Here is a 14,458-nt window from a genome sequence, read left to right as displayed (position 1 = left end):
GCCCGCGACCTCGCGGCGGACCCGCGACCTCGCGGCGACTCGCGGACGCCTCAGACCGCGGCGGCGCGCATCCGCAGGTGGGTGTGGGCGAGCGTCGGCGGCAGCGGGTCCGCCGCGAGCCCCGGGTGGCTCGCGGGGCTCCACCGGACGTCGCGGACGAGGTCCGACAGCAGCGTCGAGGCCGTCATCAGGACGACGTCCTGCCCCGGGCAGACGACGGGCCCGAGGCTGAACGGGACGACGAGCCAGTCCTCGTCGGCGCCGGACGGGCCGACCCAGTCCGTGCCCTGCCAGTAGCCCGGGTCGAAGGTGTCCGCCGCGGGGCGGCGCTCGGGATCGCGGTGGAACCACGAGCTGACGAGCGCGACGCCGTGCCCGGCCGGCAGCGCGACGTCGCCCCACGTGGTGGGCGCGACCGTCTCGCGCAGCAGCGCGAGCGTCGTCGGCCACAGCCGGACGCTCTCGAGCACGGCCGCGCGGGCGAGCGGCAGCGTGCGGACACCGCCGGCGGCCGCGGCCTCGACCGCCTCCGCGCGCAGGGCGTCCTGGAGCGCCGGGCGCGCAGCCACCACGGCGAGCGCACGCCAGAGCGCGATCCGCGCGGCGTCGAAGGCGAAGAGCCAGTGCGGGACCTGCGTCGCGGCGAGCGCAGGCGAGCCGCCGCGGGCGACGCCCGCGCCCGCGAGGCTGTCGAGCGGCGCGGTGCGCACGTGCGCCAGGACGCGGCGCGTGAACCGCGACCGCAGCGCGCGGCGCTGCGGCACGGCGAAGGCCCAGTTGGCGCGCATGCGCAGCGCCTGCAGCTCGTCGACCAGGGCGGTGTCGTGCCGGGCACCAGGACCGAGCGTCACGGTGCGCGCCGCCGCCCAGAGCGGCTCCTCCGCGTCGTCGAAGCCGAGCGCGCCGCGCCCGTGCGCGACCCGCGCGAGGCCGTCGGCGATGCCGTGCAGGGCGCCGACCACCCCCTCGCCCGCCGAGTGCACCGGGCGGCCCGTCTCCAGCGCGTCCTCGTTCCACGTGCGCAGCGCCGGTCGCTCGTCGAGCGGGCTGATGAGCACGCCGCGCGGTTGGAAGTGCCGCAGCGCGGCGCGCTTCTCCGCCGACGCGGGCGAGAACGGGTCCGGCGAGCCGTCGAGGACCGCGCGGCCGTCGTCGTGGTGCAGCGGCAGCACGAGCCGGCGCCGGCCGAGGGTCACCGCGACCGGCCGGCGGTCGTACCGCCGGGCGAGCCCCTCGAGCACGTCCGCCGCGCGGGCGTCCGCACGCAGCCGCTCGGCGGCGGTCGTGGCGCGCGGGCGACGCACGATCGCCCCCTGCGCCAGCAGCGGCGCCAGGACCACCGCCAGCACGCGGGCCTGCTCGAGCGGACCCAGGGTGACGACGTCGCGCGGCCCCACCCGGTGCGCCCGGGTGGGGCCGGCGGCGGTCGTCGGCTCCGCCGTCAGGGCGTGCCCCGGCGGTCGTCGCCGTCGCCCTCGTCGAGCGGCTCGAGCGTCGGCGCCTCGCCCTCGTGCCCGTCCGGGACCGGGTCGGGGTCCACGCCCAGGCTCGGCAGGTCGGGCTGCTCCGGGTCGAAGGAGGTGGGGAGCTCCTCGCTCACGCCGTCCCCTCCTCCGTGCTGCGGGGGTTGAGGTTCTCCGGGTCGGCGTCGGGGTCGCCGCCCGGTGCGCCGTCGCCCTCGTCGGACGCGGCGCCACCCACGCGGGGGTTCAGGCTGCTGGGGTCGGTGTCGGGGTCCTGGTCCGGGTCGTAGCCCGTCGTCTCCTCGGTCATGCGTCCACCGTGGCACCGGTCCGCGGGGCTCGCACGCCGGACGGACGATCCGCGGCGGGCACCGCGCGGCGCCGCGGGCGCGGCGCGCACGGGGGACGTCGCCGCAGGTCAGGCCCTCAGCCGGGCATGTTGCCGGGGTCCATGGCGCGCTGGTAGACGTCGGTCGCCTCGTCCAGCGCCGTCTGCGCCAGGCGGGCGACGGGCACGACGTCCGCGACGAGCGGCTCGCTGTCCGGACCCCGGCCGACCTCACGGCCCGTGAGCACCCACGCGTACCGCTCGCCGCCGCCGAGGTGCGCGTACTGGCACACCTGCCGCGCCATCCACTCGCCGGGCGGGCGCTCCCACCACGGCTCGGGAGTGAGCCGGTTGACGCTCAGGCCGGGCAGCGTCGCGCCGCTCTCCCCGTCCGTGCTCGGGTTGCCGCGGTCGGTGTCGGGGCCGGCGCTGAACCGCACGTACGCGGTCCCGCCGAGCGCCTGCACGACCTCGACCAGCTCGTCGAGGCGGGTGACCAGGAGCATGTCGTCGGTCGGGGGCGTCATCGGCTCGGCCGGTGGGTGTGCATGGTGGAGCTCCTCGGCGGTCCCCCGGCGGACCTCCCACCGGGCGGGCGGACGCGCGCTGCTCGACGTCACCCCCAGGATCGGTCGGGCTCGCGCGCCGCGCACGTCCGGGCGCTCACGTGGACGGCGCCGCGGAGATCTCGCCGAGCACGTCGCCGGCGTCCTGGGCGACGGCGACGTCGCCGAGCGAGACGACACCCACGACGGTGCCCGCGTCGACCACGGGCAGACGGCGCACCGCGCGCTCGGCCATGAGGCGGGCGGCGTCCTCGACCGTGACGGACGGATCGACGTGCACGGGGTCGGGCGAGCACACCTGTCCCACCGGGTCGCCCCCGGAGCCGCCCGCGGCGAGGACGCGCGTGACGAGGTCGCGGTCGGTGACGATGCCCGCGAGTCGCTCGTCCTCGTCGAGCACGACGACGTCGCCCACGTCGCGCACGCGCATGAGCTCGGCGACCTCGCGGACGGTGGCCGTGACGGGGGCGGTGACGACGTCGCGGTCGACGACCTCGGCGACGGTGCGGCTCATGGTGGGCTCCTCCCTGCGGTGGCTGCTGACGCCGTCACTGTCGCACCGGCGGGCACCGGTCGCGCGCGCACGACCGGTGCCGCCCGGCGGACGAGGCCTCAGGGCCGACGCCTCAGGGGCGCGGCGGCACCGCCGTCTCGAGGTGGACGGCCTTGAGCACGGTCATGGCCGCGAGCAGGTCGGGCCCGTAGCCGGCGCCGGCGCCCGACTCGCGGCGCGGGTCCGCGGAGCCGCCGGGTGCGCCGCCGAAGACCGCGTTGATCTTCACGGTGCCGACATCGAGGGTCTCGGCGGCCTCGAGGGCGTGGTCGAGGCTCGGGGTGAGCACGGTCGCCGCGAGCCCGTACGCGCCGGTGTCGGCGAGCTCGAGCGCCGTGGCGAAGTCGGGCACGCGGGTGACGGCCGCCACGGGGCCGAACGTCTCGTCGGTGAGCACGGCCATGTCGGTCGTGCAGCCGTCGAGCACCGTCGGCGCGAAGAAGGCGCCGGGACGCTCGAGCCGCGACCCGCCCGCGAGCACGCGCGCGCCCGCCGCGACCGCGGCGTCGACGTGCTGCTCCACGACCGCGAGCTGCGCCTCGTCGACGAGCGGGCCGAGCTGCGTGGACGGGTCGGCGGGGTCGCCGACGCGCATGTCGCGCGCGAGGCCGGCGAGCGCCTCGAGCACCGCGTCGGCGACGTCCTCGTGCAGGTACACCCGCTCGACCGACGTGCAGAGCTGCCCCGTGTTCGTAAAGGCGCCGACGGCGATCTGCTCGGCGGCCCACGCCGGGTCGACGCCCGCGTCCACGACGATCGGGTCCTTGCCGCCGTTCTCCCGCAGCACGCGCGCGCCGCGGGCACCCGCCGCCGCCGCGATGGCCCGGCCCGTCGCCGAGCTGCCGACCTGCGCGACCAGCGCCACCCGCGGGTCCGCGACGATCGCGGCGCCCGTCTCCCCGTCGCCGTTGAGGACCTCGAGGACGCCCGCCGGGAACGCCTCCGCGACGAGCCGCCCGAGCGCCCAGCCCGCGCGCGGGCTGCGCTCCGACGGCTTGTGCACCACGGTGTTGCCGGTCACGAGCGCCGCGGCGAGCAGCCCGGCGGCCGCGGGGAACGGGTCGTTCCACGGCGTGATGACGGCGACGACGCCGTGCGGCTCGCGCCGCACCACGTCCAGCGCCAGCGGGTCGCCGGCGAGCGTGCGGCCGGTCGCGCCGAGGCCCGTCGTCGCCGCCTCCTCGAGGATCTCCGCCGCCACGCGCGCCGACTCGACGGAGGTCGTCAGGAGCCGGCCCGTGTCGGCGGTGAGCAGCGCGCCGAGCTCGTCGGCCTGCTCGCGGACGCGCGCGGCCGCGGTCCGCAGCGCCGCGGCACGCGCACCCGGTGCCGTCCGGCGCCACCCGCGCCGCGCCGCGTACGCCGCGCCGACCGCCTCGGCGACCTCGTCGGCGTCGGCCGGCACGAGCACGGTCGTCGGCGCGCCGTCGACCGGCGAGACGCGGACGACCTCCCGCGTGCCGCGCGCGTCCACGACGTGGCCGCCGACGACGTGCGCAGCGAGCCGCTCGGGGGTGGCGCCGGCGGCCGGCGCCTGCGCGGCCGAGGCCTCCACGGACGCGGCCCCCGCGGACGGGGCGACGGTGGTCGGGTCGGACGTCGTGGTCATGTGCTCTCCGATCGAACGGGCGTGGGCGGCGGGTGCCGCACGGGCGTCGGCCGAGGGTCGGCCGAGGGTCGGACGGGGGTCGGACGGGGGTCGGACGGGGGTCGGACGAGATCGGGGGCGAAGGATGCGGGAGGTGAAGCCCCTGGACAAGCCGGGCGATCACTCCCGAAACCGTTCGAGGTGCACGACCGGGTGAAGTGCTCCAAGGTGGGCCCGGGGTCGCTCCCCTCCGGAAGAAGCCCGGATGCGTACCTGATCTGCAGCCGGACCCCGTCCGGGACGACTGTGGACCACACACGGAAGGTCGGCCACTCATGCGCGTGCTCGGCGTCAACGCCATCTACCACGACCCCTCGGCAGCCCTCGTCGTCGACGGCCAGGTCGTCGCCGCGGCCGAGGAGGAGCGGTTCAGCCGCCGCAAGCACGGCAAGCGGCCCGTGCCGTTCTCGGCGTGGGAGCTGCCCGAGCTGTCGATGCGGTGGTGCCTCGAGCAGGCCGGCCTCACGCCCGCCGACGTCGACGTCGTCGCCTACTCGTTCGACCCCGAGCTGTCGAAGTCGGCGGAGGACCTGGGCCTGCACGACCCGTGGGACCACCTGCGCACCACCTACGCCCAGAACGTCGGCGGGTTCCTGCGCACGGCGCTGCCCGGCATCGAGAACGCGCGCCTGCACCACGTGCCCCACCACGTCGCCCACGCGGCGTCCGCAGCGCTCGCGTCGCCGTTCCCGACGAGCAGCGTCCTCGTCCTCGACGGCCGCGGCGAGCGCGCCTCGCACCTGTCGGGCCGCTACGAGGACGGCCGCATCGAGGTCTTCACGACGCAGGAGCTCCCGCACTCCCTCGGTCTGCTCTACGAGTCGCTGACCGAGCACCTCGGCTTCCTGCGCTCGTCCGACGAGTACAAGGTCATGGCGCTCGCCTCCTACGGGCAGCCGCGGTTCCTCGAGCAGCTGCGCGAGCACGTGTACGCGACCGACGACGGCGGCTTCGTCGCCGAGATCCCGGACTGGACGCGCTTCGCCCCGAAGCGGGTCGACGACGGCACGTGGGGCGGCGACCACGCCGACCTGGCCTCCTCGGTGCAGATCCGGCTCGAGGAGGTCCTCGTCGACCTCGCGCGCCGGCTGCACCGCCGCACGGGCGACCGCGTCCTGACGATGGCGGGCGGCATCGCGCTCAACTGCGTCGCCAACTCGCGCGTCTGGCGCGAGAGCGGCTTCGAGGAGGTGTGGGTGCAGCCGGCCGCGGGTGACGCCGGCACGTCGCTCGGCGCCGCGCTCCAGGCCGCCGCCGAGCTGGGCGAGCCCGTGCGCCCGATGCCGGGCGCCGACCTGGGCCGCGGGTGGAGCGACGACGAGCTGGCGCAGTGGCTGCGCACGGCGCGCGTCCCGTTCACGACCCCGGCCCCGGACGCGTTCGCGGGCGAGGTCGCCGACGTGCTCGCGTCGAACGGCGTCATCGCGTGGTTCGACGGCCGCAGCGAGTTCGGCCCGCGCGCCCTCGGGCACCGGTCGCTGCTCGCGCACCCCGGTCACGCCGAGAACCTCGAGCGCATGAACGACGTCAAGGGACGCGAGCAGTTCCGCCCCGTCGCCCCCATGGTCCTGCTCGACCGCGCGCCGGAGATCTTCTCCGAGGGGCCGATCCCCAGCCCGTACATGCTGTTCGTGCACCGCGTCGCCGAGGAGTGGCGCGACCGCATCCCCGCCGCCGTGCACGTCGACGGCACCGCGCGCATCCAGACGGTCGACCCGGCGACGCAGCCGCGCCTGGGCGCGACCATCGAGGCGTTCGCCGAGCGCACGGGTCTGCCGGTCGTCATCAACACGAGCCTGAACACCGCGGGGCGCCCGATGGTCGACGACCCCCGGGACGCGCTCGAGCTGTTCGGGTCCGCACCCGTCGACCTCCTCGTCCTCGGTCCGCACCTCGTGCGTCGCGCCGACGTCTTCGCCGCCGGTCCGGGCGCCGACGACGCGCAGCGGGCCGGCGACGGGACGGCGGCGTGAGCCCGGAGGTCTCCCCCGCGCTCCCCGCGTGGTCGGTCGTCGTCCCGACGATCGGCCGGCCGTCGCTGCGCGCGCTCCTCGACACGCTGGCCGCCCAGCCCTTCGGCGCGGCCGGTCCGTCGGGTCCGGCGCTGCCGGCGCCCGAGGCGGTCGTCGTGTGCGACGACCGTCCCCTCACCGACACCTCGCCGCTCGACGTCGACGGCGTGCCGCTGCCGCTGCGCGTGGTGCGCGTCGGCGGGCGCGGGCCGGCCGCCGGGCGGAACGCCGGGTGGCGGCGCACGGCGACGCCGTGGGTGCTGTTCCTCGACGACGACGTCCTGCTGCCCGCCGGCTGGGCCGCGGCGTTCGCGGCCGACCTGGCCGCCGCCGACGCCGAGCCCGACGTCGCCGCGACGCAGGCCCGCCTGCGCGTGCCGCTGCCCACGCACCGGCCGCCGACCGACTGGGAGCGGAGCACGGCCGGGCTGGAGGGCGCCCGCTGGGCGACCGCCGACATGGCGTACCGGCGCGCGGCGCTCGACGCCGTCGACGGGTTCGACGAGCGCTTCCCCCGGGCGTACCGCGAGGACGCGGACATCGCGCTGCGCGTGCGGGCCGGCGGCTGGCGGCTGCGCGCCGGCGACCGCGTCACCACCCACCCCGTCCGCCCGGCCGACGACCGCGTCAGCGTGCGCGTGCAGGCCGGCGCCCGGGACGACGCGCTCCTGCGGGCGCTGCACGGCCCCCGCTGGCGCGACCTCGCAGAGACGGGTCGCGGCCGCTTCCCGTGGCACGTCGCCACCGTGGCCTCCGCGGCGGCCGGCGTCGGCGCGCTGCTCGCGGGCCGCCCGCGCGCGGCCGCCGTCGCGGGCACCGCGTGGCTCGGCCTCACCGCCGACTTCGCGCGCCGCCGCATCACGCCCGGCCCGCGCCCGGGCCACGACGGCTGGCGCGACGAGTGGCGACGGATGGCGTGGACGTCCGCGGTGCTGCCGTTCGCGGCCGTGCGGCACCGCGTCGCCGGCACGCTGGCGCACCGTGGCGGCGCACCCGCGTGGCGGCCGCCCGTGCGGGCGGTCCTGCTCGACCGCGACGGCACGCTCGTGCACGACGTCCCCTACAACGGCGACCCCGCGCAGGTGCGCCCGGTGGACGGCGCGCGCGAGCTCCTCGACGCGCTCCGCGCCGCCGGCATCCGGGTGGGCCTCGTCACCAACCAGTCCGGCATCGGCCGCGGGCTGCTCGTACGGGAGCAGGTCGACGCCGTGAACGCGCGGCTCGCCGAGCTCGTCGGCCCGTTCGACACCGTCCAGGTGTGCCCGCACACCGCCGACGACGGCTGCACGTGCCGCAAGCCGGGCCCCGGCATGGTGCTCGCGGCGGCGCGCGAGCTGGGCCTCGCGCCGTGGGAGTGCGCCATGGTCGGCGACATCGGCGCGGACGTCGGGGCCGCGCTCGCCGCCGGTGCCCGCACCGTCCTCGTGCCCACCCCCGTCACGCGCACGGAGGAGGTCGACGCCGCCCCCGTGGTCGCGCCCGACCTGCGCGCCGCGCTCGCCCTCCTGCTGCCCGACGTCCTCGGCACGCCCACGGACGCGCTCGCCGCGCGCGACCCCGCCGGCCCGCTCCGCGACCCGGCGCACGACCCCGTGCACCGGCCTGCCGCCCGCGCCGCGCACGACCCGGCGGTGGGCACGGGCACGGAGGCCGCCGCGTGACGCGCGTGCTCGCGGTGCGCCTCGACAGCGACGGCGACGTGCTGCTCACGGGCCCGGCCGTGCGGGCGCTCGCCGCGACCGCCGACGCGGTGGACGTGCTGGCGTCGCCCGGCGGCGCGCAGGCGGCCCGGCTCCTGCCGGACGTCGACGACGTGCTTGTCTTCGACCCGCCGTGGAGCGGGTACGCACCGCCCGCCGTGGACCCGGCGGCCGTGCAGGAGCTGGTCGCGATGCTCGCCGGCCGCCGGTACGACCGCGCCGTGGTGTTCACGTCGTTCCACCAGAGCCCGCTGCCGGCCGCGCTCGTGCTGCGCCTCGCGGGTGTGCCGTTCGTCGCCGGCACGAGCGTCGACTACCCCGGCTCGCTGCTCGACGTGCGGCACCACCGCCCCGACGGCCTGCACGAGGTGGAGGCCGCCCTGGACCTCGCCGTCGCCGCGGGCGGTCGCCTGCCGGACGGCGACGCCGGGCACCTCGCCGTGCGGGGGCCGCTGCCGGCACCGGCCGACGCGCTGCCCCCCGACGCCCTCGCGCACGTGGGCGGCGGCTACGTCGTCGTGCACCCAGGCGCGTCGGTGCCGGCGCGCGCACCCGCGCCCGACCACGCCCGGGCGATCGTCGCGGCGCTCGCCGCCGCCGGCCGCACCGTGCTGGTCACCGGCGGACCCGGTGAGCGGGACCTCGCCGCGCACGTCGCGGCCCGGCCGGACGGCGGACCGGACGTCGCGTCCGCACCCGTCGTCGACGTCGCCGGCCGCACGTCGCTCGCCGGGCTGGCGGCCGTGCTCGCGGGCGCCGACGCCGTCGTCGTCGGCAACACCGGCCCGGCGCACCTGGCGGCCGCCGTCGGGGCGCCCGTCGTCTCGCTCTTCTCCCCCGTCGTCCCCGCCGACCGCTGGTCGCCGTGGGCGGTGCCGAGCGTCGTGCTCGGCGACCAGGAGGCGCCGTGCGCCGGGTCCCGGGCACGCGAGTGCCCCGTGGCCGGCCACCCGTGCCTGTCGTCCGTCACGCCGGCGCAGGTGGTCGCCGCCGTCGACGCGCTCGCCGTGGCGTCCGCGCCCGCCGTCGAGCCCGTCGTCGGCGCGGTCGCCGACGTGCCCGCCGCACCCGAGGAGGTGGTCGCATGAGGATCCTCGCCTGGCACGTGCACGGCTCGTGGATGACGTCGTTCGTCCAGGGGCCGCACGAGTACCTCGTCCCCGTGGACGCCGACCGGTCGCCCGACGGCCTCGGCCGCGCCCGCACGTGGGACTGGCCCGCGAGCGTCCGCGAGGTCCCGCTCGAGCGCCTGCGCGACGAGCCGTTCGACCTCGTCCTGCTCCAGCGGCCGCGCGACCTCGAGCTGCTCGAGCGCTGGGCCGGCCTGCGCGCCGGCGTCGACGTGCCCGCCGTCTACGTCGAGCACAACACACCCGTCGAGCACCCGGTGGCCACCCGGCACCTGCTCGCGGACCGCGACGACATCCCGGTCGTCCACGTCACGCGGTTCAACGCGCTCGTGTGGGACAACGGCCGCGCGCCCGTGACGGTCGTCGAGCACGGCGTGCCCGACCCCGGCCACCTGTGGACCGGGGAGCGCGAGCGGGTCGCGGCCGTCGTCAACGAGCCCGTGCGGCGCTGGCGCGTCGCCGGCACGGACGTCCTGCTGCACCTCGCGGACCACGTCCCGGTCGAGGTCTACGGCATGGGCATGGCCGCCCTCGCCGAGCACCTGCCGGCGCACGCGGACCACCTGCACGACGACGTGCCGCAGGCACGGATGCACCAGCAGCTCGCCGGTGCGCGCGCCTACCTGCACCCCTACCGGTGGACGAGCCTCGGCCTGTCCCTGGTGGAGGCCATGACCCTCGGCATGCCGGTGCTCGTGCTCGCCACCACGGCGGCGCCCGAGTCCGTGCCGGCCGCCGCGGGCGTCGTCAGCAGCGACCCGGCGGACCTCGTGGCCGCCGCCCGCCGCTGGCTCGCCGACCCGGCCGAGGCGAAGGAGCGCGGGCTCGCCGCCCGCGCCCACGCCCTCGAGCGGTTCGGCCTGGACCGGTTCCTGTCGGACGTGGACGAGGTCATCGAGGGGGCGACGCGATGAGGATCGCGATGGTGTCGGAGCACGCGAGCCCGCTGGCGGTGCTGGGGGGCGTCGACGCGGGCGGTCAGAACGTCCACGTCGCCGCGCTGGCCGGCGCGCTCGCGGACCTGGGCCACGACGTGACCGTGTACACGCGGCGTGACGACCCGGCCCTGCCCGCGCGCGTCCCCATGGCGCCCGGCGTGGAGGTCGTGCACGTGCCCGCCGGACCGCCGACCGCGGTGCCCAAGGACGACCTGCTGCCGTGGATGCCCGACCTGGGCGCCTGGGTGGCGGACGACTGGGCGACGCGCGGCGCACCCGACGTCGTGCACGCGCACTTCTGGATGTCCGGCCTCGCCGCCGTGCAGGCCGCGGAGGCGCACGGCGTGCCGACCGTGCAGACGTACCACGCCCTCGGGTCGGTCAAGCGGCGGCACCAGGGCGCCAAGGACACGAGCCCGTCCGGGCGCATCACCGCCGAGGCGGCGATCGGGCGGCGCGTCGACGCGGTCGTCGCGACGTGCAGCGACGAGGTCCGCGAGCTCACCCGGCTCGGCGTGCCGGCGTCCAGCATCCGGGTCGTGCCGTGCGGCGTCGACGTCGACCACTTCCGTCCCGTGCGCGGCGCGTCGGGCCCGTTCCTGCGCACGCGCCGGCACCGGCTCGTGTGCCTGGGCCGGCTCGTCGAGCGCAAGGGCGTCGACACGGTCCTGCACGCGCTCGCCGACCTGCCCGACGCGGAGCTGCTCGTGGCGGGCGGTCCCGACGCCGCCGCGCTGCCGGGCGACCCGGAGGCGACGCGCCTGGCGGCGCTGGCGGCGCAGCTCGGCGTGGCCGACCGCGTGCACCTGCTCGGCCGCGTCGGGCACGACGACGTGCCCGCGCTCGTCTCCTCCGCCGACGTGGTCGTCGCCACCCCGTGGTACGAGCCCTTCGGCATCGTGCCGCTCGAGGCGGCGGCGTGCGGCGTGCCGCTCGTCGGCAGCGCGGTCGGCGGGCTGCTCGACTCCGTGGTCGACGGCACGACCGGGCTGCTCGTCCCGCCGCGCGACGCCGCCGCGCTCGCGACCGCGCTGCGCGGGCTGCTCGCCGACCCGACGCGTCGCCGCGCGATGGGCGCGGCGGCCCGGCGCCGGGCGCTCACCCACTACTCGTGGCGGGGCGTCGCGGCGCAGACCGAGCTGGTGTACCAGTCCCTGACGAGCCCGGCCGCCGCGGCGGACCGGGTCGAGGAGGTGGCGGTGTGAGCGCCCGTACGTGGATGGAGACGCACGACGCCGAGCTCGCCGACGGGCTGCGCAGCCTGCGCCGGCAGGCCGGCACCGTCGAGCGGTGGGGCGCGACGCTCGCGCAGCGCCTCGCCGACGGCGGCCGGCTGATGGCCGCCGGCAACGGCGGCAGCGCCGCCGAGGCGCAGCACCTGACGTCGGAGCTGGTCGGCCGGTTCCTCGGCGAGCGGCGGCCGCTGTCGGCGCTCTGCCTGTGCTCGGAGAGCTCGAGCGTCACGGCGATCGTCAACGACTACGGGATCGACGAGATGTTCGCGCGGCAGGTCGAGGCGCACGGGCGCCCCGGCGACGTGCTCGTGCTGCTGTCGACGTCGGGCCGCAGCGTCAACCTGCTGCGCGCCGCCGAGCGCGCGCACGAGGTCGGCGTCGACGTGTGGTCGATGACCGGCCCGCGCCCGAACCCCCTCGCGAGCCTGTCCGACGAGGTGCTCGCCGTGGAGGCGCCGACGACGGCCGCCATCCAGACGGTGCACCTCGTCGCCGTGCACGCGGTGTGCGCGGCGCTCGACGAGCACCTCGCGCTGCGGCCCGCGGCACCCGCGCGGACCGGGGTCGCCGCGGCCGTGGAGGTGCCCGCGTGAGCGCGCACCTCCCCCACGTGGTGGTGGTCGGCGACGTCGTGCTGGACCGGGACGTCGAGGGCCGCGTCGACCGGCTCTGCCCGGACGCCCCGGCGCCCGTGCTCGACGTCACGCACGTGCGCGAGAGCCCCGGCGGCGCCGGGCTCACGGCGCTGCTCGCCGCCGAGGGCGCCCGCGTCACGCTGGTCGCGCCGATCGCGGACGACGCCGCGGGCCGCCGCCTGACCGAGCACCTGGGCCGTGCGCTCGACGTGCTGGCCCTGCCGCACGAGGGCGGGACGCGGCGCAAGGTGCGCGTCCGCAGCGCCGCGCACTCGCTCGTGCGCATCGACGACGGCGGCCCCGGCGCGCCGGGGGCCGTGCCGGTCGACGCGGTGCGGCGCGTGCTGGCCGACGCCGACGTCGTCCTCGTGTCGGACTACGGCGCCGGCGTCACGCGCGACGAGGACCTGCGCGCGCTCCTCACCGAGGCCGCGGCGACGCGGCCCGTCGTGTGGGACCCGCACCCGCGCGGCGGCACGCCGGTGCCGGGCGTCACGCTCGTCACGCCCAACCTCGGCGAGGCCCGCGGGGCCCTGCGCGACGACCCCGGCGGTGCCGACGGCCCGGCCGACGAGCTCGCGCGCCGTCTGCGCGCGGTGTGGCGGGCACGAGCCGTCGCCGTCACGGCGAGCGCCGACGGCGCGTTCGTCGCGTCGGGCGGCGAGGCGCAGTACGTCCCCGCACCCGCCGTGGCCGGCGGCGACCCCTGCGGCGCCGGCGACCGGTTCGCCGCGTCGGCGGCCCTCGCGCTGGCGGCGGGCGCGCTGCCGGTCGAGGCGGTCGGGCGCGGGGTCGCCGACGCCAGCGCGTGGGTGGCGTCGGGCGGCGCGGAGGCGTACCGGCGGCGCGACGACGCCGCCGTCGGTGCGGCGCGCGACCCCGAGGACGGGGCGCCGCCCCGCCCCACCACCACGGCGCACGACGTCCCCGTGGGCGGGGCCGACGACCTCGCCGCGCTGGCTGCCAGGCTGCGGTCCGGCGGTCGGTCGCTCGTCGCCACGGGCGGCTGCTTCGACATCGTGCACGCCGGCCACGTCGCGACGCTGCAGGCGGCCCGCCGCCTCGGCGACGCGCTCGTCGTCCTCATGAACTCCGACGCGTCCGTGCGCCGGCTCAAGGGCGCGGGCCGGCCCGTCGTCACCGCGGCCGACCGCGCCCGCGTGCTGGAGGCCCTCGACTGCGTCGACGCGGTCGTCGTCTTCGACGAGGACGACCCGCGTGCCGCCCTCGACCGCCTCGCCCCCGACGTGTGGGCCAAGGGCGGCGACTACGGCGGCGCGCCGCTGCCCGAGGCGGAGACCGTGCGCGCGCACGGCGGCCGCGTCGTGCTGCTCCCCTACCTCGACGGCCGTTCGACGACGTCGATCATCGAGCGCTCGGGCGTCGCCCGGGCCACCGGCACCACCACCAAGGAGACCGTGTGACCAGCACCAACGACTCCCCCGCCCTGCTCGCCCCCCGCGAGGTCGGCACCGTCCTCGTCACGGGCGGCGCGTCCGGCCTCGGCGCGGCGGTCGTCGAGGCCGTCCTCGCGTCGGGCGGGAAGGTCGGGGTCCTCGACCGCGTCGCCCCGGCGGCCGACGTCCCGCACGTCGAGGTCGACCTGTCCGACTCGACGGCGGCCGCGGCGGCCGTCGAGGAGCTCGTCCGCCAGGTCGGCGAGCCGACGGCCGTCGTCACGGCCGCGGGCACCGACGCGTGCGGCCGGCTCGTCGACATCGACACGGCGACGTGGGAGAAGGTCGTCGCGGTCAACCTGTTCGGCACCGTCGCGGTCGTGCGCGCCGCGATCCCGTATCTCGAGAAGGTGCGCGGCACGGTCGTCACGGTGGCGTCGACGCTCGCGCTGCGCGGCATGAGCGACGCCACCGCCTACAGCGCCTCGAAGTTCGCCGTGCGCGGCTTCTCGCACGCGCTGGCCGCCGAGCTGGCGGGCAGCGTCGGTGTCACCTGCCTCATCCCGGGCGGCATGCGGACCGCGTTCTTCGACGGCCGCACCGAGCAGTACAAGCCCGGCCCCGACGCCGACCTCAACGACCCCCGCGCCACCGCCGGGGCCGTGATCACGGCGCTGCGCCAGCCCGTGGGCTCGGAGATCCGCGAGCTGCTCGTCATGGCGTCCGGGGAGAGCTCCTGGCCGTGACGGGCGACGCTCCCACGGGTGGCACGTCGGCGGGCGACGTCGTCGTCCTGCGCGCGCTCGGGCTCGGCGACGCCCTCACCGGCGTCGCCGCGCTCCGCGGCGTGCGG

The 14,458-nt window shown here is 78.0% G+C and carries 14 protein-coding genes; 8 read left to right on the top strand and 6 right to left on the bottom strand.

Annotation, left to right across the window (positions count from 1 at the left end; translation table 11 throughout):
- Window positions 1-50: 50 nt before the first annotated feature.
- From ACFUMH_RS15090 to ACFUMH_RS15065, 6 genes are all read right to left on the bottom strand, one after another.
- Window positions 51-1,349 carry a cytochrome P450 gene (locus tag ACFUMH_RS15090; RefSeq protein WP_378207218.1) on the bottom strand — a complete coding sequence of 433 codons (1,299 nt, stop codon included), beginning with the start codon at window positions 1,347-1,349 and terminating at the stop codon, window positions 51-53.
- A gap of 92 nt (window positions 1,350-1,441) precedes the next feature.
- Complete coding sequence (locus tag ACFUMH_RS15085; RefSeq protein ID WP_378207215.1) at window positions 1,442-1,600, bottom strand: chromosome partitioning protein; 159 nt, start codon at window positions 1,598-1,600, stop codon at window positions 1,442-1,444.
- Window positions 1,597-1,773 (bottom strand): hypothetical protein, encoded by a 177-nt coding sequence (locus ACFUMH_RS15080; protein WP_378207212.1) that lies wholly within the window; start codon window positions 1,771-1,773, stop codon window positions 1,597-1,599. Before ACFUMH_RS15080 ends, ACFUMH_RS15085 begins: the two co-directional genes overlap by 4 nt.
- A gap of 116 nt (window positions 1,774-1,889) precedes the next feature.
- Window positions 1,890-2,318 carry a DUF6098 family protein gene (locus ACFUMH_RS15075; RefSeq protein ID WP_378207209.1) on the bottom strand — a complete coding sequence of 143 codons (429 nt, stop codon included), beginning with the start codon at window positions 2,316-2,318 and terminating at the stop codon, window positions 1,890-1,892.
- 136 nt (window positions 2,319-2,454) lie between these two features.
- A complete protein-coding gene (locus tag ACFUMH_RS15070; RefSeq protein ID WP_378207206.1) occupies window positions 2,455-2,871 on the bottom strand; it encodes a CBS domain-containing protein in 417 nt (138 codons plus the stop codon).
- A gap of 112 nt (window positions 2,872-2,983) precedes the next feature.
- Window positions 2,984-4,519 (bottom strand): aldehyde dehydrogenase family protein, encoded by a 1,536-nt coding sequence (locus ACFUMH_RS15065; protein WP_378207203.1) that lies wholly within the window; start codon window positions 4,517-4,519, stop codon window positions 2,984-2,986.
- A gap of 314 nt (window positions 4,520-4,833) precedes the next feature.
- Here ACFUMH_RS15065 and ACFUMH_RS15060 point away from each other — a divergent pair, with 314 nt between their 5' ends.
- The 8 genes from ACFUMH_RS15060 to ACFUMH_RS15025 are packed head-to-tail and all read left to right on the top strand — an operon-like array spanning window position 4,834 to window position 14,351.
- On the top strand, window positions 4,834-6,531 hold the full coding sequence (locus ACFUMH_RS15060; RefSeq protein ID WP_378207200.1) for a carbamoyltransferase: 1,698 nt from the start codon (window positions 4,834-4,836) through the stop codon (window positions 6,529-6,531).
- Window positions 6,528-8,231, top strand: a complete 1,704-nt coding sequence (locus tag ACFUMH_RS15055; RefSeq protein ID WP_378207197.1) for an HAD-IIIA family hydrolase — start codon at window positions 6,528-6,530, stop codon at window positions 8,229-8,231. The genes ACFUMH_RS15060 and ACFUMH_RS15055 overlap by 4 nt, the downstream gene beginning before the upstream one ends.
- Window positions 8,228-9,358, top strand: coding sequence for a glycosyltransferase family 9 protein (locus ACFUMH_RS15050; RefSeq protein WP_378207194.1), 1,131 nt, complete (start codon window positions 8,228-8,230; stop codon window positions 9,356-9,358). Before ACFUMH_RS15055 ends, ACFUMH_RS15050 begins: the two co-directional genes overlap by 4 nt.
- Window positions 9,355-10,314: a glycosyltransferase gene (locus ACFUMH_RS15045; RefSeq protein WP_378207191.1), complete on the top strand. Its 960-nt coding sequence runs from the start codon at window positions 9,355-9,357 to the stop codon at window positions 10,312-10,314. Before ACFUMH_RS15050 ends, ACFUMH_RS15045 begins: the two co-directional genes overlap by 4 nt.
- Window positions 10,311-11,543: a glycosyltransferase gene (locus ACFUMH_RS15040; protein WP_378207188.1), complete on the top strand. Its 1,233-nt coding sequence runs from the start codon at window positions 10,311-10,313 to the stop codon at window positions 11,541-11,543. Before ACFUMH_RS15045 ends, ACFUMH_RS15040 begins: the two co-directional genes overlap by 4 nt.
- Window positions 11,540-12,166, top strand: a complete 627-nt coding sequence (locus ACFUMH_RS15035) for an SIS domain-containing protein (RefSeq protein WP_378207185.1) — start codon at window positions 11,540-11,542, stop codon at window positions 12,164-12,166. Before ACFUMH_RS15040 ends, ACFUMH_RS15035 begins: the two co-directional genes overlap by 4 nt.
- The gene (locus tag ACFUMH_RS15030; RefSeq protein ID WP_378207182.1) at window positions 12,163-13,632 is read left to right on the top strand and encodes a PfkB family carbohydrate kinase; all 1,470 of its coding nucleotides are present in this window, start codon (window positions 12,163-12,165) and stop codon (window positions 13,630-13,632) included. The genes ACFUMH_RS15035 and ACFUMH_RS15030 overlap by 4 nt, the downstream gene beginning before the upstream one ends.
- Window positions 13,629-14,351 (top strand): SDR family oxidoreductase, encoded by a 723-nt coding sequence (locus tag ACFUMH_RS15025; protein WP_378207179.1) that lies wholly within the window; start codon window positions 13,629-13,631, stop codon window positions 14,349-14,351. Before ACFUMH_RS15030 ends, ACFUMH_RS15025 begins: the two co-directional genes overlap by 4 nt.
- Window positions 14,352-14,458 lie beyond the last annotated feature (107 nt).

This window comes from Cellulomonas sp. NPDC057328, assembly GCF_042667215.1.
GTDB lineage: Bacteria > Actinomycetota > Actinomycetes > Actinomycetales > Cellulomonadaceae > Cellulomonas.
The sequence above is the reverse complement of the archived record's forward strand: the minus strand, read 5'-3'. Positions and strand labels throughout refer to the sequence as shown.

Excerpts from the sequence above, each read along its gene's own strand:
- ACFUMH_RS15080 (WP_378207212.1), bottom strand. The coding sequence starts at position 1,773 with ATGACCGAGGAGACGACGGGCTACGACCCGGACCAGGACCCCGACACC.
- ACFUMH_RS15075 (WP_378207209.1), bottom strand. The coding sequence starts at position 2,318 with ATGACGCCCCCGACCGACGACATGCTCCTGGTCACCCGCCTCGACGAG.
- ACFUMH_RS15070 (WP_378207206.1), bottom strand. The coding sequence starts at position 2,871 with ATGAGCCGCACCGTCGCCGAGGTCGTCGACCGCGACGTCGTCACCGCC.
- ACFUMH_RS15065 (WP_378207203.1), bottom strand. The coding sequence starts at position 4,519 with ATGACCACGACGTCCGACCCGACCACCGTCGCCCCGTCCGCGGGGGCC.
- ACFUMH_RS15060 (WP_378207200.1), top strand. The coding sequence starts at position 4,834 with ATGCGCGTGCTCGGCGTCAACGCCATCTACCACGACCCCTCGGCAGCC.
- ACFUMH_RS15045 (WP_378207191.1), top strand. The coding sequence starts at position 9,355 with ATGAGGATCCTCGCCTGGCACGTGCACGGCTCGTGGATGACGTCGTTC.
- ACFUMH_RS15040 (WP_378207188.1), top strand. The coding sequence starts at position 10,311 with ATGAGGATCGCGATGGTGTCGGAGCACGCGAGCCCGCTGGCGGTGCTG.